This window comes from Staphylococcus sp. FSL K6-0223 (assembly GCF_038008285.1).
In genome coordinates this window covers 1221763-1247074 of record NZ_JBBOYX010000001.1, presented here as the reverse complement: position 1 = coordinate 1247074, position 25312 = coordinate 1221763, and the positions used below count along the sequence as shown (strand labels likewise).

At 30.8% G+C, this 25312-nt stretch carries 25 protein-coding genes; 6 read left to right on the top strand and 19 right to left on the bottom strand.

Annotation, left to right across the window (positions count from 1 at the left end; genetic code table 11):
• Positions 1-112 precede the first annotated feature (112 nt).
• From MHI13_RS06225 to MHI13_RS06215, 3 genes are read right to left on the bottom strand one after another with little or no spacing between them, the layout of a single operon-like run.
• Positions 113-850: a pseudouridine synthase gene (locus MHI13_RS06225; RefSeq protein WP_017176278.1), complete on the bottom strand. Its 738-nt coding sequence runs from the start codon at positions 848-850 to the stop codon at positions 113-115.
• A gap of 1 nt (position 851) precedes the next feature.
• Positions 852-1385: an SMC-Scp complex subunit ScpB gene (gene scpB / locus MHI13_RS06220; RefSeq protein WP_049415573.1), complete on the bottom strand. Its 534-nt coding sequence runs from the start codon at positions 1383-1385 to the stop codon at positions 852-854.
• Entirely contained in the window at positions 1378-2109 is a 732-nt protein-coding gene (locus MHI13_RS06215) for a segregation and condensation protein A (RefSeq protein WP_070547770.1), read from the bottom strand. Before MHI13_RS06215 ends, scpB begins: the two co-directional genes overlap by 8 nt.
• A gap of 97 nt (positions 2110-2206) precedes the next feature.
• Here MHI13_RS06215 and MHI13_RS06210 point away from each other — a divergent pair, with 97 nt between their 5' ends.
• On the top strand, positions 2207-2710 hold the full coding sequence (locus MHI13_RS06210) for a DUF309 domain-containing protein (RefSeq protein WP_070547769.1): 504 nt from the start codon (positions 2207-2209) through the stop codon (positions 2708-2710).
• Positions 2711-2735: 25 nt separating this feature from the next.
• Here MHI13_RS06210 and xerD read toward each other — a convergent pair whose 3' ends face one another.
• The 3 genes from xerD to MHI13_RS06195 form a co-directional block, all read right to left on the bottom strand.
• Positions 2736-3623: a site-specific tyrosine recombinase XerD gene (xerD, locus tag MHI13_RS06205; RefSeq protein WP_017176274.1), complete on the bottom strand. Its 888-nt coding sequence runs from the start codon at positions 3621-3623 to the stop codon at positions 2736-2738.
• Between the two features lie 164 nt (positions 3624-3787).
• A complete protein-coding gene (gene fur, locus MHI13_RS06200) occupies positions 3788-4234 on the bottom strand; it encodes a ferric iron uptake transcriptional regulator (RefSeq protein ID WP_017176273.1) in 447 nt (148 codons plus the stop codon).
• 100 nt (positions 4235-4334) lie between these two features.
• Positions 4335-4877 carry an NUDIX domain-containing protein gene (locus MHI13_RS06195; RefSeq protein ID WP_061544207.1) on the bottom strand — a complete coding sequence of 181 codons (543 nt, stop codon included), beginning with the start codon at positions 4875-4877 and terminating at the stop codon, positions 4335-4337.
• Between the two features lie 81 nt (positions 4878-4958).
• Between MHI13_RS06195 and MHI13_RS06190 the strand changes: the two genes are divergently transcribed.
• The gene (locus MHI13_RS06190) at positions 4959-5867 is read left to right on the top strand and encodes an aldo/keto reductase (RefSeq protein WP_070547767.1); all 909 of its coding nucleotides are present in this window, start codon (positions 4959-4961) and stop codon (positions 5865-5867) included.
• 96 nt (positions 5868-5963) lie between these two features.
• On the opposite strand, the gene MHI13_RS06185 is transcribed toward MHI13_RS06190, so the two are convergent.
• On the bottom strand, positions 5964-6719 hold the full coding sequence (locus tag MHI13_RS06185; RefSeq protein ID WP_049415592.1) for an SDR family NAD(P)-dependent oxidoreductase: 756 nt from the start codon (positions 6717-6719) through the stop codon (positions 5964-5966).
• A 107-nt stretch (positions 6720-6826) separates the two neighbouring features.
• Here MHI13_RS06185 and proC point away from each other — a divergent pair, with 107 nt between their 5' ends.
• Complete coding sequence (proC, locus tag MHI13_RS06180) at positions 6827-7642, top strand: pyrroline-5-carboxylate reductase (protein ID WP_017176269.1); 816 nt, start codon at positions 6827-6829, stop codon at positions 7640-7642.
• Positions 7643-7736: 94 nt separating this feature from the next.
• Here proC and rnz read toward each other — a convergent pair whose 3' ends face one another.
• The gene (rnz, locus tag MHI13_RS06175) at positions 7737-8657 is read right to left on the bottom strand and encodes a ribonuclease Z (protein WP_049415561.1); all 921 of its coding nucleotides are present in this window, start codon (positions 8655-8657) and stop codon (positions 7737-7739) included.
• A 242-nt stretch (positions 8658-8899) separates the two neighbouring features.
• On the opposite strand from rnz, the gene zwf reads away from it, so the two are divergent.
• Positions 8900-10384, top strand: coding sequence for a glucose-6-phosphate dehydrogenase (zwf, locus tag MHI13_RS06170; RefSeq protein WP_017176267.1), 1485 nt, complete (start codon positions 8900-8902; stop codon positions 10382-10384).
• 211 nt (positions 10385-10595) lie between these two features.
• Complete coding sequence (locus MHI13_RS06165) at positions 10596-11462, top strand: AraC family transcriptional regulator (protein ID WP_002449782.1); 867 nt, start codon at positions 10596-10598, stop codon at positions 11460-11462.
• Between the two features lie 53 nt (positions 11463-11515).
• On the opposite strand, the gene MHI13_RS06160 is transcribed toward MHI13_RS06165, so the two are convergent.
• From MHI13_RS06160 to MHI13_RS06150, 3 genes are all read right to left on the bottom strand, one after another.
• Positions 11516-13162: a glycoside hydrolase family 13 protein gene (locus MHI13_RS06160; RefSeq protein ID WP_070547765.1), complete on the bottom strand. Its 1647-nt coding sequence runs from the start codon at positions 13160-13162 to the stop codon at positions 11516-11518.
• 360 nt (positions 13163-13522) lie between these two features.
• A complete protein-coding gene (gene gndA, locus MHI13_RS06155; protein WP_017176264.1) occupies positions 13523-14929 on the bottom strand; it encodes an NADP-dependent phosphogluconate dehydrogenase in 1407 nt (468 codons plus the stop codon).
• A gap of 77 nt (positions 14930-15006) precedes the next feature.
• Complete coding sequence (locus MHI13_RS06150; protein WP_017176263.1) at positions 15007-16131, bottom strand: M20/M25/M40 family metallo-hydrolase; 1125 nt, start codon at positions 16129-16131, stop codon at positions 15007-15009.
• A gap of 168 nt (positions 16132-16299) precedes the next feature.
• Between MHI13_RS06150 and prli42 the strand changes: the two genes are divergently transcribed.
• Complete coding sequence (gene prli42, locus MHI13_RS06145) at positions 16300-16395, top strand: stressosome-associated protein Prli42 (protein ID WP_017176262.1); 96 nt, start codon at positions 16300-16302, stop codon at positions 16393-16395.
• A gap of 151 nt (positions 16396-16546) precedes the next feature.
• Here prli42 and MHI13_RS06140 read toward each other — a convergent pair whose 3' ends face one another.
• The 8 genes from MHI13_RS06140 to ahrC all read right to left on the bottom strand — a co-directional run bounded on the left by MHI13_RS06140 (position 16547) and on the right by ahrC (position 25065).
• Positions 16547-17524, bottom strand: coding sequence for an aromatic acid exporter family protein (locus MHI13_RS06140; RefSeq protein WP_017176261.1), 978 nt, complete (start codon positions 17522-17524; stop codon positions 16547-16549).
• Between the two features lie 12 nt (positions 17525-17536).
• Positions 17537-17974, bottom strand: a complete 438-nt coding sequence (brxB, locus tag MHI13_RS06135) for a bacilliredoxin BrxB (protein ID WP_017176260.1) — start codon at positions 17972-17974, stop codon at positions 17537-17539.
• Between the two features lie 92 nt (positions 17975-18066).
• Positions 18067-19353 (bottom strand): dihydrolipoamide acetyltransferase family protein, encoded by a 1287-nt coding sequence (locus MHI13_RS06130; protein WP_017176259.1) that lies wholly within the window; start codon positions 19351-19353, stop codon positions 18067-18069.
• A gap of 12 nt (positions 19354-19365) precedes the next feature.
• Positions 19366-20349 carry an alpha-ketoacid dehydrogenase subunit beta gene (locus MHI13_RS06125; RefSeq protein WP_049434813.1) on the bottom strand — a complete coding sequence of 328 codons (984 nt, stop codon included), beginning with the start codon at positions 20347-20349 and terminating at the stop codon, positions 19366-19368.
• A complete protein-coding gene (locus MHI13_RS06120; RefSeq protein WP_017176258.1) occupies positions 20342-21343 on the bottom strand; it encodes a thiamine pyrophosphate-dependent dehydrogenase E1 component subunit alpha in 1002 nt (333 codons plus the stop codon). Before MHI13_RS06120 ends, MHI13_RS06125 begins: the two co-directional genes overlap by 8 nt.
• A gap of 13 nt (positions 21344-21356) precedes the next feature.
• Positions 21357-22781, bottom strand: a complete 1425-nt coding sequence (lpdA, locus tag MHI13_RS06115) for a dihydrolipoyl dehydrogenase (RefSeq protein ID WP_048787742.1) — start codon at positions 22779-22781, stop codon at positions 21357-21359.
• A 142-nt stretch (positions 22782-22923) separates the two neighbouring features.
• Complete coding sequence (gene recN, locus MHI13_RS06110) at positions 22924-24597, bottom strand: DNA repair protein RecN (RefSeq protein WP_049434811.1); 1674 nt, start codon at positions 24595-24597, stop codon at positions 22924-22926.
• Positions 24598-24612: 15 nt separating this feature from the next.
• Complete coding sequence (ahrC, locus tag MHI13_RS06105) at positions 24613-25065, bottom strand: transcriptional regulator AhrC/ArgR (RefSeq protein ID WP_002449839.1); 453 nt, start codon at positions 25063-25065, stop codon at positions 24613-24615.
• Between the last annotated feature and the right edge of the window lie 247 nt (positions 25066-25312).

Below are 25312 nucleotides of genomic sequence, written 5' to 3'. Positions count from 1 at the left end.
AGCAAAATATCTTTTTTGATGTAGAACCTATGATTTATTATTACAGTGAATAAATAAAAAAAGATACACATTGTAATTGTGAAAATACTTTGTATTGTTAAGTTATTTCGAATTAATTGCCATTTTCAGCCATATGTCTTAATATTTTCACCTCATGAGGTGTTAATACTCTACCTTCACCTGCATTTAAACCTTTTAAATTAAGATTTCCAAATTCGATTCGTATTAATTTATCGACTGTGTGATTAAAATGTTCGAACATACGTCTAACTTGTCTATTTCTACCTTCGCTAATAGTTATTTCAACCAGTGTCGTATTTTTTTCTTTATTTTGATTTTTTATTTTAACTTGAGCAGGTTGTGTAAAACCATCTTCTAATTCAATTCCTTGTTCTAATGCTTTAACTTCTTCTCTCATTAAATACCCTTTTAATTTTGCAACATATTTTTTCTGAATATGATATCTAGGATGAGTCATCAGGTTAGTAAATTCACCATCATTTGTAAGTAATAATAACCCTGAAGTATCATAGTCTAATCGTCCAACTGGATAAATTCTTGCTTCTAAATCTTTAAAATAATCTGTTACAACCGTTCTACCTCTATCATCTGAAACACTAGTAATCACTTGCGTTGGTTTATAGAACAGAATATAAATTTTATCTTCTTGCTCAATTTTAATTCCTTCAACTTCAACAGTGTCTGAAGATTTAACTTTCGTTCCAAGTTCCGTAACTACTTGACCATTGACTTTTACTTTACCTTCAGTGATTAAAGTTTCTGCCTTTCTTCGAGATGTATATCCACTGTTAGCAATTCGTTTTTGAAGTCTTTCTAAATCTTTATTCATTTTATTTCTCCTTTTGCTCTGTAAGTGTACTAAAGAAATTTTCAATCTCTTCGTTATCTTCTTCAGTAGATGGTAGTTCTTCTATTGATTTCATTCCAAAAACATTTAAAAATAAATCAGTAGTCATGAGTAAATGACTACGCGAATTCTCCATGTCTTTTGCTTCAATAAGTCCTCTAGCAATTAATGTTCTCACTGCACCATCAGAATTAATACCTCTTGTTACTTCGATATCACTTCTAGTTAATGGTTGATTATAAGCAATAATCGATAGTGTCTCCATAGCAGCTTGAGATAATTTCATGTTTGCTTTTTGATTCACTAATACTTCGATAAAAGGAGCACTCTCTTTTTTGGAGGTTAACATATAAATGGAACCATATCTTTGTATTTCAAGACCTTTTGAATGATACGTCGAAATTAATTGATCAAGTTCATCTAAATCCATTTTTAAAATATCTGCAAGCTGACGTGCTTCGAGTCCTTCATCGCCTACAGTAAATAATAATGACTCTATAATGCCAATGTTATCCAATAGAATAGTTCACTCCTCTAATGATATTGATGTCTTCAAAGTTATTTGACTGTTCTATATTAATAAGACCTGCTTTAGACATTTCTAATATTGCTAAGAAATGTGTAACAACTTTACTCACAGGTTCATTAAAGTTAAATAAACTAAAGAAGTTAAATGATGTTTGTTTCTCTAAATGTTTAGCAACCACTTCAGTAGCTTGTTGAATTGTAAAAATATCTTTTGAAATTTCAACTGCTTTTGGCGTATTTAATGCTACTCTATTTTTTACTCTTTGGTATGCAACAATCAGTTGAGTCAAATCAATCGTTTGATTTTTGTCCCAATGCGTTTCTTTTTCTAAGTGAGATAAATCAGCTGGTGATTTAGTATAATATAATTCTCGTTCTTTCTTTAATTCTGTTAATAGTAAAGAATATTCTTTATAATTTTGATATTCGATTAAACGACCTACAAGTTCCTCACGAGGATCTTCTTCTAAGTCATTTTCAGTTTCTTGTTGTGGCAATAATAATCTACTTTTTATCATTAATAACTCTGAAGCCATCACTAAATATTCACTTGCAATATTAATTTCAACTTCTTTCATTGCATGAACATATTGCATATATTGTTCAGTTAAAGCTTTCATTGGTATATCATAAATATCTATTTCATATTTATGAATTAAATGAAGAAGTAAATCTAATGGGCCATTAAAAGCATCTAATTTAACTTCGTACATAATTAACTTCCTTGTATTATAAAATCTAAATTGTGCATAATTCACTTAAATATTATAGCATGAATATATATTAGAATTAAATTAAGGATGAGTATTCATGAATAAAGCATTAAGTCACTTCTACTATCAATTTCATACACACCAACATTATTTTTTATGTCATGATATTTTAGAAGAATTATGGAAGTCAAAACCTAATTTTTCTAAGAAAGATGCTGTAGTTAGTTTAATACTATTTTCAACTGCAATGTATCACTATAGACGATGTAATAAGTTAGGTGCATTAAAAAGCTTTAAAAAAGCGTTATATACATTTAAGCATGCAAAAGATAAAGAGACACTTGGTTTAAAGGTCAATGAATTTACTTTATTGATTCAAAATCAAATAGAAAAAGTGAAACATGATCAGACATTTCAACCAATACAGTTGCCAATTAAATCTGCGGTAGAAAGGGAAATTATCAATTTATATCCTAATTATGAATATAAGACACAAATTAACAATGATGACATGATTGTTCATTGTCATCGTCTAAGAGATAGAAGCGATATCATTGCAGCTAGAAAAAAAGCACTTAAAAATAAAAGAAAGAAAAGTTAAATCATTCACTTTTCTTTCTTTTATTTTAAGCTCTAGGATGGAATTGATTATACATTTGTCGTATTTGAGATTTAGACACATGTGTATAAAGTTGCGTTGTTGAAATATCTGAATGACCAAGCATTTCTTGAACTGCTCTTAAATCTGCCCCATTTTCTAAAAGATGTGTAGCAAATGAATGTCTCAACGTATGAGGAGTTAAAGTTTTATTAATATTGGCCTTTGAACCATATTGTTTAATCATCTTCCATATCCCTTGTCTAGTTAAAGGTCTACCGTGCATATTTAAAAACAATACATTCGTAATAGTCTTTTTCAAAAGTTGAGGACGTATCTTTTCTAAATACGTATCTAGAAATTCAATCACAGTGTCTCCTAATGGTATAATTCGTTCTTTATTACCTTTACCAAATACTCTAACAAATCCCATAATAAGATTTATATCCTCAATATTAATTTGTATCAGTTCAGAAACACGCATGCCAGTCGCATATAATAATTCTAATATTGTACGATCACGATACCCATTTTTCTTATTTAAGTCCGGTGTTTCCAAAAGTTGAATGACTTCCTCAACTTCTAAAACATCGGGTAACTTCTTCTCATATTTCGGAGTCTCAATTAAGACAGTTGGATCTTTAGCGGCATATTTTTCTCTAAGTGCAAATTGATGAAAATTGCGAATTGTAGAGATAAAACGCGCCATTGATTTAGCAGAAGCACCTTGGTCTATTAAATATCCTAAGCATTCTTGTATAACTTGGCGATCAATAAAATCGATATGAGCAATTTTATGTTCTTTCATGTATTCTTCATATTTAGCTAAATCACGTCGATATGCGCCGATAGTATTTTCACTCAATCCCTTTTCAATTTGAATAAATTTTAAAAATTCTTCAATAATCGTATTCATATTACACCTCTGTTTATATAAAAAAGGTATGAAATAGAATTCAAAGTTGATTCTTAATTTCACACCTTCTATCGATTAATTATTACATATTACTTTTTTATCTTGAAAAGTTCTTCAAGCATTTGTATATAGAGTTGATACAACACTTTATTAAGTTTAACTTATTATTTACCTTTAGCTTGGCATTCTGAACATATACCGTGAAATGTTAAGCGGTGATCCAAAATTTTAAATTGATATTCTGATTCAACACGTTCTTCTACTTTTGGTAGTAAGTCTTCATGAATTTCATCTACCCTACCACATTCCATACAAACTAAGTGATGATGAAAATGTTTAGCACCTTCTTTTCTCAAATCAAATCGCGCTACGCCATCACCAAAATTAATTTTATCTACTACTTTTAATTCAGCAAGTAGTTCTAAAGTTCGATAAACAGTAGCTAAACCTATTTCAGGTGCTTTATCTTTTACTTTTAAATATACATCTTCAGCACTGAGATGATCTTTTTCATTCTCAATTAACACACGAACTGTTGCTTCGCGTTGAGGTGTTAATTTATAAGAAGATTGCTGTAATTGTTGTTTTACTCTATTTAGACGTTCTTCCACGGGAGCATCACTCCTCAATTAATTATAATCATTTTAAACTAAATTATTTCAATTAATAAATTACCAATAAATTTAGTAAAAATCAAGTAGTTATCACGTCTTATTTAGAATGATTATAATTTGATAATACATATTGTAAAGCAATTATTGTTTTCGCATCTTCAATTTCATGGTTTTCTAAAAGTGCATGGATATCGTCTAAGTGTATTTTATGCAATTCTACAAATTCGTCATCATCCAGATTTAATTCTCCTACACTTAAATGATCAGTAAAATAAATGGTTAGTTTCTCATTTGAAAATCCTGGAGAACCATACATATGAGTGATGAACGTTAGATGATTAGCTTTGTAGCCAGTTTCTTCTTCTAATTCGCGTTTCGCTGCTTCTTCTCTATCTTCATCTTCTTCTAGTTTACCTGCTGGAATTTCTAACAAGGGTTTTTCAATAGGTTTACGATATTGTTTAACCAATAATACTTCTTTTTCTGGAGTAATAGCGCAAATTGCCACAGCACCATTATGCTTGATAATTTCTCTCTTAGAAGTTTTTCCGTCTGGTAATTCCACATCGTGTAATTCTAGATCGATAATTTTACCATTATAAATGACTGTTCTATCAAAAGTTTTTTCATTAAAGTCCATTATATCCACGTCCCTTTTCATTAAGTTAATAAATTGATAAGATAAATGCGTTAACTAAAGTGTATCGGAAGGAGATTGTTCATGCAAAAAAATATATTAAAAAGTGGCATTGAAATTTCGGAACTAGGTTTAGGCTGTATGAGTTTAGGCACAGAATATCATCATGCAGAAGAAATTATTGAGTGTGCAATTGAAAATGGTATCACATATTTTGATACCGCAGATATTTATGATAGAGGGGTCAATGAAGACATTGTTGGAAAGTCTTTAAAGAAATATCAAAATAGAGATGATATTGTTATAGGAACAAAAGTAGGAAATAGACCACTTAATGATGGTAGTACTACTTGGGATCCTTCAAAAAAATATATTAAAGAAAGTGTTAAAAGTTCTTTAAAACGATTAGGCTTAGAACAGTTAGATCTTTATCAACTTCACGGAGGTACAATTGATGATCCCCTAGATGAGACGATTAGTGCATTCGATGAACTGAAAAAAGAAGGTGTAATCAAAGCTTATGGAATCTCTTCTATTAGACCTAACGTGATTGAGTATTATTTAAAACACAGTCAAATAGAAACGATTATGTCTCAATTTAATCTTATTGATAATCGTCCAGAACGTCTTTTAAATCATATTCATTCTCATGGCGTAAAAGTTTTAGCACGTGGTCCCGTGTTTAAAGGGTTACTTACTTCAAATAGTGTTAATGTACTTGATCAGAAATTCTCTGATGGTATTTTTGACTATAATTATCATGAATTAGGAGAAACGATTGCTTCTGTTAAGGAAGTTGAAAGTAATTTAAGTGCTTTATCATTCGAATATTTAAAATCCCATGATGCATTAGGTTCTATTATTGTTGGTGCAAGTTCTGTTTCACAATTAAAAGATAATATTGCTAATTTTAATAAAACAATAAGTTTGGATCAAATTAAATCTGCACGTCACCGTGTGAAAGATTTGGAATATACTCAGCATCTTGAGTAAGGAATCATTATTATAAATTTTTATAAACAATCGTTGATGTAAAGTACAAGTGATGAAGTATCTATGATGAATGCTTCATCACTTTTTTAGGTTAAATTATATTTTATTTTTAAACAATGAAGTAAAATATTTTTCAATTTTTCTAGGAGCTAATTGGTAAAGTTTTAATAGTGGATTCATCCATAGCGGCTTGTTAATTTCTACTTTACGAGTGATGATACCTTTAACGATGTCTTCTGCGAGTATTTTGGGATCTATCATTAGTGATGCATATTTATTAGCATACTTCAATGATGGATCTGCTTTTTTATGAAATGGTGTATTAATGGGACCTGGATTAACAGTCATTACATGAAAGTCTTGTTCCTCAATTCTTAGAGCATTTAATACGCCATTTAAAGCAGCTTTAGATGAGCCATAAAATGCAGCATTCGCTTGCGTTACAAATGCTGCCTGACTAGAAATAGCCACTATAGAAGCGTTCATTGTTAAATAGGGTTTAACAGTTTTAAATAATGTAATAAAACCAAGCACATTCACATGATAAGTTTCCATGATTTCTTCTAACGAATGAGATTGTATTGATTTAAAAAAGCCTAAACCTGCACTATAAATGATTCCGTCAATCGGATAACAAAGGGATTTAGAAATATTATCTATTTGTGAAGTATCTTGTAAATTACATTTAATCATTGAAACACGATGTTTGTACGGATTAAAATTAATATTTTCGAATTTCTCCGTACTACGAACAATGAGGGTAATATATGCGCCTTTTTTTAATAATTCTTTCGTTATTTCTAAACCTAAGCCACTAGTTCCTCCAGTTACGATGAAATGTTTACCTACAATCACGGATGACTCTCTCCTATCTAACAAGTATAGTTAATTTTTGATAATAATTATATTGAATATGTTACTATAGTTTTATCAATTAAGGGTAAGGATGGTGCTGTTTTATGAAGTTAGTATTTTATGGCGCTGGTAACATGGCACAAGCCATTTTTAAAGGAATTATTGATTCTAAAATATTAAATCATAACGATATTTATTTAACAAATAAATCAAATGAAAATACTTTAAAATCATTTGCGAAAGAATTAGGAGTAAAATATAGTTACGATGATGCATTTTTATTAAAAGATGCAGATTATGTTTTTCTAGGTACTAAGCCTCATGATTTTGAAACGGTCGCATCACGTATTAAATCACATATACAATCAGACCATCGTTTTATATCTATTATGGCTGGTTTATCGATAAATTATATCCGAGAAAAGTTAGAAACGAATAATCCCGTTGCTAGAATTATGCCCAATACAAATGCACAGGTAGGTCATTCAGTAACAGGTATTAGTTTTTCTGGTAATTTCGATCCTCATTCTAAAGATGAAGTAACAGAATTAATTAGTGCTTTTGGCTCAGTTATTGAAGTTGACGAAGAATATTTACATCAAGTGACGGCTATTACAGGAAGCGGACCAGCTTTTTTATATCATGTATTTGAACAATATGTTAAAGCAGGAACATCATTAGGTCTTGAAAAAAAACAAGTTGAAGAATCCATTAAGAATCTCATTATTGGAACAAGTAAGATGATTGAACGATCGGATTTAAGTATGGAACAACTTAGAAAAAATATTACCTCTAAAGGTGGCACAACACAAGCTGGATTAAATGAACTTGATCGACATGATATTGAGAGTATTTTTAAAGCCTGTCTAGATGCTGCAGTTCATAGAAGTATCGCCCTTTCTAAAAGTGAAGATGAGTAATAAATATTAAAAATAACTATAACGAAAATTAAGTCATACATATCGTTATAGCTATTTTTTAGTTTTTACGTAGCATTTAAAACGCTATTATTATTTAAAATTTGAATGTATCAAAGTCTTTAACAAACTCAAAATTTGGTGTATCTTTCATTTCTTTTAATGCACGGTTTATCTCTTCTATATCTTCTAAATTATATCGATTACTTAGATGGGTAATAAAACTTTTCTTCACATTAGACTGATGAATTAACCTAAATACATCGTCAATGTGACTATGATGATAGTTATTTGCTAAAATTTTGTCACCGTCAATATATGTTGCTTCATGAATCATAATATCCGCATTTTCTGCAAGTATATATTCGTTATCACATGGTTTCGTATCTCCAAAAATAGTAACAATAGGTCCTGGTTTGGCTGGACCTTTAAAGTCTTTAGAAAGATAAATTTGATTATTATATTCAAAAGTATCAAACATTTTTACTTCTTGATATTTAGGACCCGGTTCTAGTCCAATTGCCTTTAATGCAGTTACATCAATTGTACCTGGTGTTGTAGGAGCCTCAATTCGATAACCATATGAAGGTATACCATGATTTAATAACCTTGATGAAACTGTAAAGCCATTATGATGATATGTAAAATTATTATCAATTTCAATATATGTAATAGGATAGTTTAAATGAGATTCAGATAATTTCAAAGCGGTTTCAATAAATTGTTGCAAACCTGTTGGCCCTATTAACGTCAATGGCTTATCTTCTCCACCTTGGAATGAACGACTTGTTAATAATCCAGGTAATCCAAAAATGTGGTCGCCATGCATATGCGTGATAAAAATATGATCAACTTTGCCTAATTTTATCGAGTGATGCAAAATTTGATGTTGAGTCCCCTCTCCTACATCGAATAACCATATTGAATTTGAATAAGGTTCTAGGTTTAAAGCAATCGCTTGAGTATTACGATCTTTAGTAGGTAAACCCGCACTCGTTCCAAAAAATGTAACTTCCATGCATTTGCCTCCTCTTTCTTCAATATATTTTATCATACGTCTATAAGTTTGTTATCATATGAAATAAAATAAATGAATTTATCAGAATTTAGGGTATAATGTAACTTATAAAAAATAAATTGTATGTTATTTAGTTTAATGTTGTAAATATTATCAACAATTTTAGGCAAAAACATATCAAGAAAAACAGTTTTAATTTATAATGAATTAATCATAGCAATTAAAGAATTGAGGTTTTGAATTTGAACACACACACTAAACATATCCCTTGTTTAATTACTATATTTGGCGCAACTGGAGATTTGAGTCATAGAAAATTATTCCCTTCTTTATTCCACTTATATCAACAAGATAATTTAGATGAACATATTGCCATTATTGGCGTTGGTCGAAGAGATTATACTAACGACTTTTTCCGTGAACAAGTTAAACAATCTATTCAAACGCACGTCAAAGATACTGATCGACTCGACGAATTCATAGAACATGTTTTTTATTTTAAAAATGATGTCAATGAAGAAGAAAGTTATCATGAATTATTAGCATTCTCTAATGAACTTGATGATACATTTAAATTAGAAGGTAATCGCCTATTCTATTTAGCAATGGCACCTCAATTCTTTGGACCAATTTCTGATTATTTAAAAGCTTCTGGCTTAACTGAAACTAAAGGATTTAAACGCCTTGTAATTGAAAAACCATTTGGTAGTGATTTTAAATCTGCTGAAAAATTAAATAATCAATTACGACAATCATTTAAAGAAGAAGAAATATACAGAATTGATCACTATCTTGGTAAAGATATGGTGCAAAATATCGAAGTTCTACGATTCGCTAATGCGATGTTTGAACCTCTTTGGAATAATAAGTATATCTCTAATATACAAATCACTTCTTCAGAAATACTAGGTGTTGAAGATCGTGGAGGTTATTATGAATCGAGCGGTGCATTAAAAGATATGGTACAAAACCATATGTTACAAATGGTTGCATTACTAGCAATGGAAGCACCTATTAGTCTTAAAAGTGAAGATATTCGAGCTGAAAAGGTGAAAGTATTAAAATCTTTAAGACAATTAAAACCTGAAGAAGTCAATCAAAACTTTGTGCGTGGACAATATGGAGAAGGAACTATTAATGACCAACGTGTTATCGCTTATAGAGATGAAGATCGTGTTGCATCTGATTCCAATACACCAACCTTTGTTTCTGGAAGATTAACTATCGATAACTTCCGTTGGGCTGGTGTACCATTCTACATTCGTACTGGTAAGCGTATGAAGTCTAAATGTATACAAGTTGTTGTAGAATTTAAAGAAGTTCCTATGAATTTATATTATCAAACGGATCGATTACTAGATTCTAATTTATTAGTTATTAATATTCAACCTAATGAAGGTATTTCATTACACTTAAATGCTAAGAAAAGTATTCAAGGTATCGAAACAAAGCCTGTTCAACTGTCTTATGCTATGAGTGCACAAGATAAAATGAACACAGTAGATGCATATGAAAACTTATTATTCGATTGTCTTAAAGGTGATGCAACGAACTTTACACATTGGGAAGAACTTAAATCTACATGGAAATTTGTAGACGCTATTCAAGAACATTGGACTATGATTGATCCAAACTTCCCTAACTATAAATCAGGGACAAATGGCCCTATCGAAAGTGATTTATTATTAAGCAGAGACGGAAATCATTGGTGGGACGATATTCAATAAACAGATATACTAGACGTTTCATGTGATAAATGTATAAAGGATAAGACACATTATATTATTTTCACTCATTGAAAATAAGGTCTTGTCCTTTTTAAATTGAATATTGAAAGAGTCATTTAAAAATTTAATTTAATTTTATATTATTGATGTATATTTTTATAAAATAATGTAAAATATTAGTATTGATTGTAAATTTATTGGAGTGAAAGTTTTGGACGTTATCAAGCAGATACAACAGGCAATTGTATATATAGAAGATCATTTATTAGAGCCTTTTAATTTGCAAGATTTAAGTGATTACGTTGGTCTCTCTCCTTACCATCTTGATCAATCGTTTAAAATGATTGTTGGACAACCTCCTGAAAGTTATGCTCACTCTCGAAAAATGACTGAAGCTGCTAAAGAAATGATACAAAGTTCTTCGAGATTAGTTGATGTAGCAAAACGCTATAATTATTTAAGTTCAAATGACTTTGCAAATGATTTTAGTGATTTTCATGGAATATCTCCTATTCAAGCTTCTACTAAAAAAGAAGAACTAAAAATGAATGAACGCTTGTATATTAAATTAACAACTACAGAAAGAGCACCATACCCTTACAGACTAGAAACGACTAAAGACACACCTTTAGTTGGGTATGTAAAATATATTGAGGCTAATCAACTATCTAACCCTTACAAAGTTCCTGACTTTTTAGAAGATTTATATTTAGATGGTAAAATAAAAGAATTAAAACGATATAATAATATAAGTCCATATGAGTTATTTGTTATTACATGTCCTTTAGATGAAGGTGTAGAATTATTTGTGGGCGTACCTAGTGAACGTTATCCAGCTCACTTAGAAAGCCGATTGTTACCAGGGCGACACTATGCAAAATTTAATTTGCAAGGTCAAGTGGATTATACTGTTAATGAAGCTTGGTATTATATTGAATCCAGCTTACAACTTACTCTACCCTATGAAAAAAATAGCTTATATGTTGAAATTTATCCTTTTGATCTCTCATTCGAGGACCCGTTCACTAAAATACAATTATGGCTACCTATTAAACAAGAAACTTATGATATAGAATAAAAGAAGCGTTAGATGACTAAGTTATTAAACTTATGTCATCTAACGCTTTACTATTAAAGTTCGGCTACGAATGCTTCAAAAGGTTTCATATTAGTGATATCTAAATCATTTTTATAATTGTGTAGCTTAATTTGAGATGCTTCAACTTCAAATGGTAAATTTAATGATGCAACATGATCTGTTAAATTTCCTGCAACTAGAACTGTCTTATTATTAAGTTTACGTGTGTAAACAAAAATATTCTCATTCGCATCATCGATTAAATTAAATTCACCATAAGTATATATATCATCGGATTTTTTTAATTTAATTAGACGTTTATAAAAATTAAGAACGGAATCTGAATCTTCGGATTGTTGTGCTACATTTATTGTTTTATAGTTAGGGTTGACTGGGAACCATGGCGTACCTTCAGTAAAACCTCCATTTACTTCATTAGTCCACTGCATAGGTGTTCTAGAATTATCACGATTCTCCATTTTATATTTATCTAATAACTGATTAACATCTCCACCTTGAGATTTAACAATTTGATATTCTGTTTTTACAGCAACATCGTTAAATGTTTCAATACTTTCAAATGGATAGTTTGTCATACCAATTTCTTGACCTTGATAAATAAAAGGTGTGCCTTGTTGTAAGAAATATACCACTGCATGGCTAGTAGCAGATTCAAACCAATACTTTGTATCATCTCCCCAAGTAGAAACACGTCTAGGTTGATCATGATTTTCAATAAATAGTGCATTCCATCCTATACCCTCTAGTTGTTTTTGCCAACGGTTTAATACATTTTTATAAGATAAAACATCAAATTTAGAGTCTCCAGTACTCCATAAACCTAAATGTTCAAATTGGAAAATCATATTGAATTTACCTTCTTTTTCTCCAACCCACTCTTTTGCATTATCTGGATTTACGCCATTTGCTTCGCCAACAGTCATAATGTCATAATGGCTAAGTGATTTGTCCTTCATTTCTTGAAGCCAATCTTGAATGCCTGGTTGATTCATATCAACATCAAATGCTGGAGCGTATTGTTTTCCTTTTGGAACAGGTAAATCACCAGCTTCAAATGTTTTTTTGATATGTGTGATCGCATCGACTCTAAAGCCATCAATTCCTTTTTCGAACCACCAATTCATCATTTTAAAAACAGCTTCTCTAACGTCAGGATTACTCCAATTTAAATCAGGTTGCTTTTTACTAAATAAGTGGAAATAATACTGTTTTGTTGTGTCATCATATTCCCATGTTGAACCATTGAAAATACTTTCCCAATTATTAGGTTCAGAACCGTCAGATTTAGGATCTGCCCAAATATACCAATCTCGTTTAGGATTATCTTTACTAGAACGAGATTCTATAAACCATGGGTGTTCATCAGATGTATGGTTAACAACAAGGTCTAAAATTAATTTCATTCCACGCTTATGAGTCTCAGATAATAAATGATTAAAGTCTTCCATTGTTCCAAATTCTTCCATAATATCTTGATAATCACTAATATCATAACCATTATCATCGTTTGGAGATTTATACATTGGACTAAGCCAAATGACATCAATACCTAAATCTTTCAGATAGTCCAATTTTTCTACCATCCCTGGTAAATCACCAATACCATCATTATTGCTATCATTAAAACTTCTCGGATACACTTGATATGCTACGGCTTCTTTCCACCAATTTTTTTCCATTTATATCGCTCCTTTGAAAGTATTATGTAAATCAATTAACTTTGAAATAATTAATCATAATATTCGAGTTAAATATTTAATAGTCAATGTTAGTCTTCAATATATAATCTAAATTTTTCTGGATTTATATAAATATAAAATAATATGTAATAGCATTATATAGCGATAATCCAGTTATTTAGAAAACGTTTACACCTATATTTATCGTACTAATCGAGTCTCTAAATGTCAACTTGGGATATATCGATTAAATGTAAATTAAATAGCAAGGCTATATGTATTAAGACATCTATACAAAACTGTCATAATAAAAAAATCTGAGACACTTAATGATGTCCCAGATTTTTAATCCTACAATGATTATTCTTCAGTCCATTGAGTATGGAAAATACCATCTTTATCTTTACGTTCATACGTATGTGCACCAAAATAATCACGTTGAGCTTGAATTAAATTAGCAGGTAGATCTTCTGAACGGTAGCTATCATAATAGCTGATACTTGCTGAGAAACCAGGTGTTGGTACGCCATTTTTAACACCAGTAGCAACTACTTCTCTAAGTGCATCTTGATATTCAGTAACAATACCTTTGAAATAAGGGTCTAATAATAAGTTTTGAAGACCTGAATTATTGTCATATGCGTCTTTAATTTTTTGTAAGAATTGAGCACGAATAATACAACCTTCACGCCAAATCATTGCTAAATCACCTAATTTAAGGTTCCATTCATTTTCATTGCTCGCTTTACGCATTTGGGCGAAACCTTGAGCGTATGAACAAATTTTACTCATATATAACGCTTTACGGATTTTTTCTAAGAAGTCTTCTCTATTGCCATCAAAGTTTGATTTAGGGCCACTTAATACTTTCGATGCATTTACGCGTTCTTCTTTAATTGAAGAAATGAAACGTGCAAATACAGATTCAGTAATGATTGTTAATGGTATACCTAATTCTAATGCATTAATTGATGTCCATTTACCAGTTCCTTTTTGACCCGCAGTATCAAGAATTTTTTCTACAAGAGGTTCATTATTTTCATCTAATTTAGTGAAAATATCGCCTGTTATTTCAATTAAATAACTTTCTAATTCTCCAGCATTCCATTCTTTAAACGTTTTAGAAATTTCTTCATGAGACATACCTAATAATTCTTTCATCATTGCATAACTTTCAGCAATTAATTGCATATCAGCATATTCGATACCATTATGAACCATTTTTACATAATGTCCTGCACCATTTGGTCCAATATATTCTACACATGCAGCACCATCTTTTGCTTTAGCAGCAATGGCATCTAAAATATCACTTACTTTGTTGTAAGCTTCTTGTTGACCACCAGGCATTAAAGATGGACCAGTTAACGCTCCGATTTCACCACCAGAAACACCCATTCCAATAAAGTTGATACCACTTTCAGCAAGTGCTTTGTTACGACGAATTGTATCTTGATAGTTTGTATTACCGCCATCAATTAAAATGTCATCGTCATCTAATAAAGGCAATAAGCTATCAATTGTTGCATCTGTAGCAGGACCAGCTTTAACCATTAATAATATTTTACGTGGTTTTTCTAAAGAGTTTACAAAATCTTCTAAAGAATACGTTGGATGAATTTGTTTACCTTCTGATTCCTTAATCATTAAATCTGTTTTATCACTAGAACGGTTATAAACAGATACGCTATAACCACGTGATTCGATATTCCATGCTAGGTTTTTACCCATAACAGCTAAACCTACTACACCTATTTGTTGAGTCATATTACTTACCTCTCTTATTCAATAATTTCATTAGTATTGTATCACAAAAATATAAATGACTTCACTAAAGTAAAATATTATTTCGCTACTAATTCAACAATTTTAATCAATTGATTCGTAAGTTGATTTAAAGCAGCTACAGGAATACGTTCAGAAGTAGTATGAATATGTTCATATCCTACACCTAATATAACAGTTGGAATATGATACGTATTAATAATACTTCCATCTGAACCTCCGCCAGCAATAACAGTTTTACCTGAAAGGCCTAAAATTTTCGCACTTTTTATAGCATATTGAGTTACAGTCTCAGAATCGTTTCTTCTAAAACCAGGATAACTCTTAGAAATTTCAACGTTTGCTTTACCCCCTAATTCTTTTGCTGTCGTTTCGAAAGTCTCTTTCATATGGTTGACTTGATATTCTAAACTTTTATCATTATGCGAACGAGCTTCTCCCTCTAAAATGACTTTATCTGCAACAATATTTGTAGCAGAACCACCATAAAATTTACCAATATTCGCTGTGGTATCTTGATCAATCTGACCTAAATGCATTTTATTAATCGCCTTAGCTGCAATATGAATTGCACTTATACCTTGGTTGGGTTTACTAGCATGTGCTGTTTTCCCATAAATAGTTGTATTGATAATCATTTGAGTTGGAGCACCCACCACTGTTGTTCCAACCGCTTGGCTGGCATCGACAGCATAGCCGAACTCCGCATCTATCAAGTTTTGATCTAATTCTTTAGCACCTTTTAAACCTGCTTCTTCTCCTACAGTGATAATAAATTGAATTTGTCCATGAGGTAATTGTTGTTCGTTTATAGTTTGAATCATTTCTAACAAAGCAGCTATACCTGCTTTATCATCTGCTCCTAATACAGTTGTGCCATTTGAATATACATAGCCATCTTCTTTAAGGATCGGTTTAACGTTAATACCTGGAACAACCGTATCCATATGGCTAGTAAAATAGATTTTAGAAACATGTTCTTTTCCTTTACTACTTGGTAAGGTACAAATTAAATTATTTGCACCTAACCATTCTCTTTTAGACGCATTATCTTCTACAACTTTTAATCCTAAATCTATAAATTTCTTTTTTAGAATGGGTTGTATCGTTTCTTCATTCCCAGTTTCAGAATTAATTTGCACTAACTCTAAAAAAGTATTAAGTAAACGGCGACTATTAATCATTATGAAAACCCCTTTCTTATATAGATAATATTTTAACTGACTTTGACAATTAGAGTAAATAAATTGATTGCCATTTTTATCGAAATCATTTAAGGTTATTTTATATACTATAAGTTATTAATATAACGAATAATCAAATTATTTTAAAGGTTTCAAGGAGCGTTTACATTGAATAATAAAGTGCTAAAGATTATTATCATTATCATGTTAATTGCAGTTGTAGCTGCATTGTTACTTACAAGTCTTGTTCCTCTCATGCATTAAAAATTAATTAGATTAAAAACTATCGACAAAAATTCAAATTTGACGATAGTTTTTATTATTATTTCTTAAATTTATGTAAATAAAAAAGACAAACTTTTTGTATTTAAAGAAAGTTTGTCTTTTTACTTTGATTAGAAGTTAATCTTAGATGTTATATTTCACTATGTAATTTTAAAGAGCCGAATTGAGATTTAATATTTAAATATTCTTCTAATTCATTTAAAATTTGCATCATACTTGCTCTTGATTTTAAAGATTGATGTGATTCTGGCAATGGCAATTCGTCTAATTTTAAACGTATCTCATATAATGAATGTAGTCTTAATACAGTATAATCATTACTATTAACATTATCTCCAATTTCAGCCATTAAATGGGCAACAGTCTCTAACAAAGGATCATTAGCTGAAGTATTATGAATTAATGTTTGGATTCTACGTAGTATTTCTAGTTGTTCTTCTCTCATATCAAAATAGTGATAATATGAGTTTTCATTTCGCACAAAGTGATTTTTAACGTCTCTAAAAGCAATAGATTTAGCCTTACGAATATTGTTTTCTAATGTATCAAAAGAAATTGACAATTGTTTATTAATATTTAAACATGCTTCACTATATTGTGTAAATATTGTTTTAATTTCATTTTCAATTTCTTTCTTAAAATTACCTAATGTATTATCTAGACTAGGCATAATTAAATTCATTAAAAATGCTATTCCTAAGCCAATGATAAGAAGTAAAATTTCATTAATAATTAAATGAAGCCCAATAACTTTGGCATTAAATACGTGAAGTAAAATGACACAACTTGTCACTACACCTTCTTGAACATTCAACATCACTGTAAGTGGAATAAATAATAAAACAATTAATCCTAAAACGATTGCATTTTGACCAAGTAAATTAAAAATAAATGAACCAAAAAATAACATTAATAAACACGAAACGAATCGAGAACCAATTGCTTGTAGTGAGTGAACCTTAGTATGTTTAATACATAGAACAATGAGGATAGCACTTGAAGCATAGTTATCAAGCCCTATCCATTTAGCTAAAATAACACCTAAAGTAATTCCTACAGCTGTTTTAAGTGTTCTAAATCCAATTCTATAAGGATTTAAAGTTAGCATGTATTGTTCCTCTTATCTTTCTTCACAATACTTATCAAATAACTTTTGAAGTTGATTGATAACATCCATTACGTCATGACCTTCTATTTGATGGCGTTCTATCATTTCAGTAATCTTACCATCTTTCATCAGTGCAAATGAAGGACTTGAAGGTGCGTATCCTTCAAAATAGTCTCTTGCTTGCTGAGTTGCTTCTTTATCTTGACCAGCAAATACAGTAACCAATCTATTAGGTAACTTATCATAGTGAAGTGCGTGACTTGCTGCTGGACGCGCTATACCTCCTGCACATCCACAAACAGAATTTATCATTACGAGTGTAGTGCCATCTTGTTTAAATACTTTATCAACTTCATCTGAAGTAGTTAATTGTTCATAACCAGCAGATTCAATTTCATTTCTAGCTTGTTCTACAACACCATTCATATATAAATCAAAATTTAAATCCATTTAGAATCACCTTTCAGTCAATTATTATTTATTGTCATTTTACTAATTTACAACATATAGTTCAAATAGGTTGGTTGTAATATAACAAACTTTTAATAAATATTTGTTGTTTCAATTGAATAGCTTTCAATTCGATTTTTTACTTGCGACATAAATCGTCCAGTTTGAACACCATCTAAAATACGATGATCAATTGAAATACATAAATTAACCATATTTCTTATAGCTATCATATCGTCGATGACAACAGGTTTTTTAACAATTGATTCTACTTGTAAAATTGCTGCTTGAGGATGATTAATAATACCCATTGAAGATACAGAACCAAATGTACCAGTATTATTAACTGTAAAAGTACCACCAGTCATGTCTTCTTGAGCCAGTTGTTGATTTCGAGCTTTTTGTGCTAGTTGATTGATTTCTCTAGCAATACCTTTAATTGATTTTTCATCAGCATTTTTAATTACAGGAACATATAATTTGTCTTCATCAGCTACAGCTATTGAAATATTGATGTCTTTATGAATTATAATTTCATTACCATCCCAACTGCTGTTAAGTAATGGATTAGATTTCAAAGCTTCTGCTACAGCTTTTACAAAGAAAGCAAAGAAAGTTAAATTATATCCTTCTTGTTTTTTAAACACAGTCTTATAATGATTTCTAGTTTTCACAAGATTTGTAGCATCGACTTCTATCATCATCCAGCCATGTGGAATTTCAGTGGCACTGGTAACCATATTTTGGGCAATTGCTTTTCGCACGCCTTTAACTGATATTGTATAATCGTCTAATGGTTCATTTGATGAAGCGTTATTATTTCTTGAAGTTGTTTCGGAATGATTCGTTATCTGAGTGGTATATGTTTCTTTTGAATTTTGTTGGTTATTTTCTTGAATATAAGTTTCAATATCTTTTTTGGTTACTCTACCTTCAAATCCTGTGCCTGGGACTTGTGATAAATCAATATCGTTTTCTGAAGCTATCTTAAATACGACTGGAGAAAATCTTCCATTATTGATCGAATGCTTAGATGATTGATTTGTGTTAGAAGGCTTAGACTGGCTCTTTACAGAATTACTTTGTGTTTGACTGGGTGTTTCATTAGTTTCGTTAGTATCGTCTTGATTAGAATTTAAAGATGTATCATCGGGTTGAATTTTACAAATGGTTTGATTGATTTCAATCGTTTCACCTTCAGTAGCAATTAACTCTGTAATTGTACCAGAAATAGTTGAAGGAACTTCTGCTGTTACTTTATCTGTAACTACTTCACATAGTGGTTCATATTCATCCACATGATCCCCTTCAGAAACTAACCATTGTTCGATTGTACCTTCATGGACACTTTCTCCTAATTTTGGCATTTTAACATCCATTATGTTACCTCCCTAAAATTGTGCTAACTCACGCATTTTTTTTAATATCTTATCAGGATTCATCATTACTTCATTTTCTAAGTTAGGAGAAAATGGCATTGATGGAACATCAGGACCAGCTAACCGCATAATTGGTGCATCTAATTCAAATAAACAATGTTCGGCTATGATTGCTGAAACTTCAGACATAACACTACCTTCAAGGTTGTCTTCAGTTACAAGCAAAATCTTACCATTTCGTTTAGCGCGTTCAATAATCGTTGTTTTATCTAATGGATAAACTGTTCTTAAGTCAACTACTTCAACATTAATGCCATCTGCCTCTAAAATATCGGCTGCTTGAATACAATAGTTAACACATAAACCATAAGTGAAAACTGTAATATCATCACCTTCACGTTTAACATCAGCTTTACCCAAAGGGATAGTATAGTAAGAATCGGGTACTTCGTCTTTTAAAAATCGGTATGCTTTTTTATGTTCAAAAAATAATACTGGATCATTTGATTCAATTGAAGATAATAATAAACCTTTCGCATCATATGGAGTTGAAGGAATTACAATTGTTAATCCAGGTGTAGACGCAAAGATACTCTCAATACTTTGAGAATGATATAAACCACCATGTACGCCACCACCAAATGGTGCACGAACAGTTAAAGGACATTGCCAATCGTTATTAGAACGATATCGCATTTTAGCAGCTTCACTAATAATTTGATTAACTGCTGGTAAAATAAAATCTGCGAATTGAATTTCAGCTATAGGGCGTTTGCCAAGCATTGCTGCACCAATTGCAGTACCGATAATATTTGATTCTGCTAAAGGCGTATCAATTACACGCAGTTCTCCATATTTTTCTTGCAAACCACGTGTCGCACCGAATACACCACCTTTTCGTCCTACATCTTCTCCTAATATAAAAATATTATTATCTTTTTCCATAGCCAAGTCTTGTGCATTTTGAATGGCTTCTATATAACTCATTTTAGTCATTGAAAATATCTCCTTCCGGATCATACACATATTGATATGTTTCTTCTACATCTGGATATTGAGCATTTTCAGCATCTTTTGTAGCTTTATCTATAATAGATTTATGTGCATTATCTAATTCGTTTAACCAATCTTCATCAATAATGCCTAAATCGAGTAATTCATTTTTGAATTTAAGATTACAGTCAGATGTCTTGAAAGCATCTCTTTCTTCTTTAGAACGATATGTATCATCATCATCAGAAGAATGAGGAGTCATTCGAGTAGTAATAGCTTCAATCAACGTTGCTCCTTCGCCATTAAGTGCCCTTTCTCTTGCTTCTTTCATTGCTTTGTACATCGCAATTGGATCATTTCCATCTACAGTTTCTCCATGAATACCATAACCTATTGCTCTATCAGATAGATGCGTTGCTGCATATTGTAATGAATCAGGGACTGAAATTGCGTATTTATTATTAATAATTACACATACAAACGGTAATTTATGGACTCCAGCAAAATTCAATCCTTCATGAAAATCTCCTTGATTAGAACTACCTTCTCCTACAGTAGCAGTTGCTATATTAGATTGTTGATTCATTTTTAATGCTAATGCTGCGCCTACTGAGTGAGGGATTTGTGTTGCTACCGGAGAACTTTGAGATAAAATACCTTTTTCTCTATGACTAAAATGAGAAGGCATTTGTTTTCCTCCAGAATTAATGTCATCCTTTTTACCGAAAGAAGCTAACATTGTATCATAAGGTGAAATCCCCATATATGTAACGAAAGCTAAATCTCTATAATACGGAGATGAAATATCTCCTTCTTTCATTGCATACGCCATACCAATTTGAGTGGCTTCTTGTCCTTGACCACTTACTACAAAGGGTATTTTTCCAGCACGGTTAAGTAACCATAGGCGTTCATCTAGTTTTCGTCCTAGGTCCATCCATTTATATATTTCTCTCAAATCTTCATCTGTAAGTCCCACAGATTTGTAGTCAATCATTTTACTTCCTCCTTTAAACGTGGATCGCTCTGTTTTCAGCCTTTAGCCCAAGTTCCATCAATATTTCAGACAATGACGGATGTGCATGAGTCGTTAATCCTAATTCTAATGTTGATCCATTCATAAATTGTAATAAAGCAACTTCATTTATTAACTCTGTGACGTGTGGGCCTACCATACTTATTCCAATAATATCTCCATTATCTTTATTTAATATAATTTCACAAAAACCACGTTTATTTTTAGTTTCTTCAATAACTGCTTTTCCAATAGCATTAAAAGGAACTTTATAACTTGTTGCCTTAATATTTTGAGATTTAGCAGTTTCTATATTTAAACCGATAGATGCGACTTCTGGATAAGTATAAACACATTTGGGCATTAAATGATAATTCACTGGAAGCGGATGATCATTAAACATATGTTCAACTGCAGTGATTCCTTCTTTAGAAGCTACGTGAGCTAATTGTAATGTTCCGATACAATCACCTGCCGCATAAAGATGCTTATCACTCGTTTGTTGAAATTCATTTACTTTGATATACCCATGAGTATCTAATTGAATTTTAGTATTCTGAATACCAATATCACTTGTATTAGGTACACGACCTACTGCAACTAATATTTTATCAACTGTAATAGTAGTTTTTTCATTTATATTTATTTGAATGACATCATTTTTATGTATGATATTCTCTTCACTTAGTTGGCAATCCTCAAAAAATTCTACACCTCGTTCAATTAAACTATCTCTTAAAAATGTAGAAATGGATTTACTGTCAGAAGGTAATATACGTTTACCTGCTTCAATCACTTTAACATTTACATTTAAATCAGTTAGTAAGGAAGCAAATTCAAGGCCAATCACACCGCCCCCGACAATAGCAATACTGTCTGGAAGTGTATCAATTTGTAATATATCATCGCTCGATAAAATATTCTGATGATTAATTTCTAAAAATGGTAATGTTTGAGGACGTGACCCTGTAGCGATAAGTACAAATTGATTTGGAAGTAACTCTGAGCTGCCATCTTCGTATTCAACAGAAATTGTTCCGCTTTGTGGAGAAAATATAGAAGTTCCCATAATACGTCCTATACCATTATAAATATCAATATGATTTTTTTGCATTAAACTTTGAACGCCATTATGCATTTGATTAACAATATCCGTTTTTCGATTCATCATTTTTTCAAAATTAATATGTAAATCGTTTGTGTCTATACCAAATTCTGAAGATTGTCTAACAGTACGAGTCACTTCAGCAGATTTAAGTAGCGCTTTAGTAGGAATACACCCTTTATGTAAACATGTGCCACCTAATAAAGATTTCTCTACAATTGCTACCTTTTTTCCTAATTGAGAAGCACGAATCGCTGCTACGTATCCTGCTGTCCCACCACCTAAAACAACTAAGTCATATTGTTTTTCAGACATTTTGCTACTCCTTATTAATCAGATTTAAAGGTTAGAATTGAAAAGTGTGAATAAACAATTTGAATATAAAAAATAACATTATACTCAGTATGTTCTATTTCTTTTCGACATCCAACCTTAATTTAAATTATTCAATTATAAACTATTTATGATTTTGAGCAATCATTTCTCTAGCATTTTCTCTTGTTAATTCAGTTACACTTGCTCCAGAAATCATACGAGCAATTTCGTCAATTTTATCTTCTTTTTTTAACTCTTTCACTTGAGTTGTTGTACGATCATTCTTAGTCATTTTACTAATTAATAAGTGATGATCACTCATAGAAGCTACTTGCGGTAAGTGAGATATACAGATAACTTGAATATATTTTGCAATATCTCTCATTTTTTCAGCCATTTTTTGAGCTGCTTGACCAGAAACCCCCGAATCAACTTCATCAAACAAAATAGCAGTTTGACCTCTTGATTCAACGAATATACTTTTTAACGCTAGCATAATACGAGAAAGTTCTCCGCCAGAAGCTATTTTATTTAAACTTTTAAGTGGTTCTCCCTTATTAGGACTAATTAGAAACTCTACAAACTCAATTCCTTCTATTGTAGGAGTTTCTAAGGGCTGAAATGAAATTTCGAGGTTAGCATCTTTCATTTGTAAATTTTGAATTTCAGCCACGATATGATCCCGTAACGTTCGAGCTACAATTCGTCTTTCCTTCGATAATGACTGTCCATATTTTATTACTTTTTCATAAAGCAAGTCAATTTCTTCTTTTAATTGAGAAGTACTTTCTTCATAATTTTCAATCTTAGAAATTTCACTTTCTAATTTAGATTGATAAGTAATAAGTTCATCAATAGTTTTACCGTACTTACGTTTAAGATTATTCAGTAAGTTCATTCTAGATTCTAATTCATTAAGTAATTGTTCATCAAATTCAGTATTTGACATTTCATCGTATAGTTCGTGTTTAGCATCCTCTAAGGTATAGTAGAACTGATCAATATCTGCTTTAAGTTTTTTAAATCTACCTGGAATAATGTCATCAATAGTTTGTAAATGATTACTTAATTCATATAAACGGTCGGTGATAGCATGTTCATCTGTAAGTGTGACATGCGCATTGTTTAATGCTAAACTTAATTTTTCAGAATTTTGGATTCGTTTTATATCAGATTCTAATTGAGTAATTTCACCTTCTTTTAGAGAAGCTTCTTGCAATTCCTCAAATTGAAACTTCATTAAATCAAGACGTTGCAATAATGCTTGATCAGCAGACTGTAATTCTTCAAGTTCTTTTTTCTTTTCTTTATATTCATTAAATGTCGTTTCATATTGTTCTTTAACACGGCTATATTGATTTTCAGCATAATCATCTAATAATTTTAAATGATATTTTTGTTTTAATAACGTTTGCGTTTCATGTTGGCCGTGTATGTCTAAAAGTTCTTGCATCACTTTTCTTAGATCTTGAAGCGTAACAATTTGATTATTAATACGACAAATACTTTTTCCCGAACTAAAAATCTCTCTTTTTACTAATAGAAAGTCTTCATCAATATCAATATCTAACTCATTTAAAACTGAAATGGCCTCTTTACTATTATCAATATCAAAAATCCCTTCGATAATTGCTTTTTTCTCTCCATGTCTTACAAAATCAGAAGAGGCACGCATACCAATAAGTTGGCCTATTGCATCTATAATAATTGATTTACCAGATCCAGTTTCACCACTAAGCACAGTTAAACCATCAGAAAAATGAATTTCGAGTTCATCTATAATTGCAAATTGCTTTATTGATAAGGTTTGTAACATAGATTAATCGCATCCTTATAATAAATTGAAAATTCTTGTTTTAATTGTATGACTTGCTTCTTCATCTCTGCATATTAATAGACAGGTATCATCACCACAAATAGTTCCTAATACTTCATCCCAATCAATTTGATCTAAGATTGCTCCGATAGATTGAGCATTACCAGGAAGCGTTTTTAGTACGAGTAGGTTTCCTGTTCCTTCAATATTTACAAATGAATCCATTAAGTATCTACCTAATTTTTCTAAAGGATGGTACTTTCTATCGTTGGGGAGGCTGTATACATATTGTCCTGATGAAGCAGGTACTTTAATTAATTGCAATTCTTTAATGTCACGAGAGACAGTCGCTTGAGTAACATTTAGGTCGTATTCATTTAGACGTTTTACAAGTTCATCTTGTGTTTCAATTTGTTCACTTGAAATAATCTCTCTTATTTTTATATGTCTTACAGATTTTTTTGCCATTATGAACACTCCTAGTTTCGAATATTTATACAATGATTTTAACACAACGTTATTTTAACTACTACTAAAGTTATCCTTTAGAAAGGTTGATTTGAAGAAAGATATTATTATTTATGATACGTATTATCATATTTTCTATTTAAATTAAATTTAAATTTATATACATTTATGCATTATAAATCATTAAAAGTAGATTACTAAAACAAAAAACTCTTTAAAGATTATTGTTTTAGTAATCTTTAAAGAG

Bases quoted from the DNA above. Each gene is read 5' to 3' on its own strand.
- MHI13_RS06225 (WP_017176278.1), bottom strand. From the start codon at position 850: ATGAATAAAGATTTAGAAAGACTTCAAAAACGAATTGCTAACAGTGGA.
- MHI13_RS06215 (WP_070547770.1), bottom strand. From the start codon at position 2,109: ATGTACGAAGTTAAATTAGATGCTTTTAATGGCCCATTAGATTTACTT.
- MHI13_RS06210 (WP_070547769.1), top strand. From the start codon at position 2,207: ATGAATAAAGCATTAAGTCACTTCTACTATCAATTTCATACACACCAA.
- xerD (WP_017176274.1), bottom strand. From the start codon at position 3,623: ATGAATACGATTATTGAAGAATTTTTAAAATTTATTCAAATTGAAAAG.
- MHI13_RS06195 (WP_061544207.1), bottom strand. From the start codon at position 4,877: ATGGACTTTAATGAAAAAACTTTTGATAGAACAGTCATTTATAATGGT.
- MHI13_RS06190 (WP_070547767.1), top strand. From the start codon at position 4,959: ATGCAAAAAAATATATTAAAAAGTGGCATTGAAATTTCGGAACTAGGT.
- proC (WP_017176269.1), top strand. From the start codon at position 6,827: ATGAAGTTAGTATTTTATGGCGCTGGTAACATGGCACAAGCCATTTTT.
- rnz (WP_049415561.1), bottom strand. From the start codon at position 8,657: ATGGAAGTTACATTTTTTGGAACGAGTGCGGGTTTACCTACTAAAGAT.
- MHI13_RS06160 (WP_070547765.1), bottom strand. From the start codon at position 13,162: ATGGAAAAAAATTGGTGGAAAGAAGCCGTAGCATATCAAGTGTATCCG.
- gndA (WP_017176264.1), bottom strand. From the start codon at position 14,929: ATGACTCAACAAATAGGTGTAGTAGGTTTAGCTGTTATGGGTAAAAAC.
- MHI13_RS06150 (WP_017176263.1), bottom strand. From the start codon at position 16,131: ATGATTAATAGTCGCCGTTTACTTAATACTTTTTTAGAGTTAGTGCAA.
- MHI13_RS06140 (WP_017176261.1), bottom strand. From the start codon at position 17,524: ATGCTAACTTTAAATCCTTATAGAATTGGATTTAGAACACTTAAAACA.
- brxB (WP_017176260.1), bottom strand. From the start codon at position 17,974: ATGGATTTAAATTTTGATTTATATATGAATGGTGTTGTAGAACAAGCT.
- MHI13_RS06130 (WP_017176259.1), bottom strand. From the start codon at position 19,353: ATGGATGTTAAAATGCCAAAATTAGGAGAAAGTGTCCATGAAGGTACA.
- MHI13_RS06125 (WP_049434813.1), bottom strand. From the start codon at position 20,349: ATGACTAAAATGAGTTATATAGAAGCCATTCAAAATGCACAAGACTTG.
- MHI13_RS06120 (WP_017176258.1), bottom strand. From the start codon at position 21,343: ATGATTGACTACAAATCTGTGGGACTTACAGATGAAGATTTGAGAGAA.
- lpdA (WP_048787742.1), bottom strand. From the start codon at position 22,781: ATGTCTGAAAAACAATATGACTTAGTTGTTTTAGGTGGTGGGACAGCA.
- recN (WP_049434811.1), bottom strand. From the start codon at position 24,597: ATGTTACAAACCTTATCAATAAAGCAATTTGCAATTATAGATGAACTC.
- ahrC (WP_002449839.1), bottom strand. From the start codon at position 25,065: ATGGCAAAAAAATCTGTAAGACATATAAAAATAAGAGAGATTATTTCA.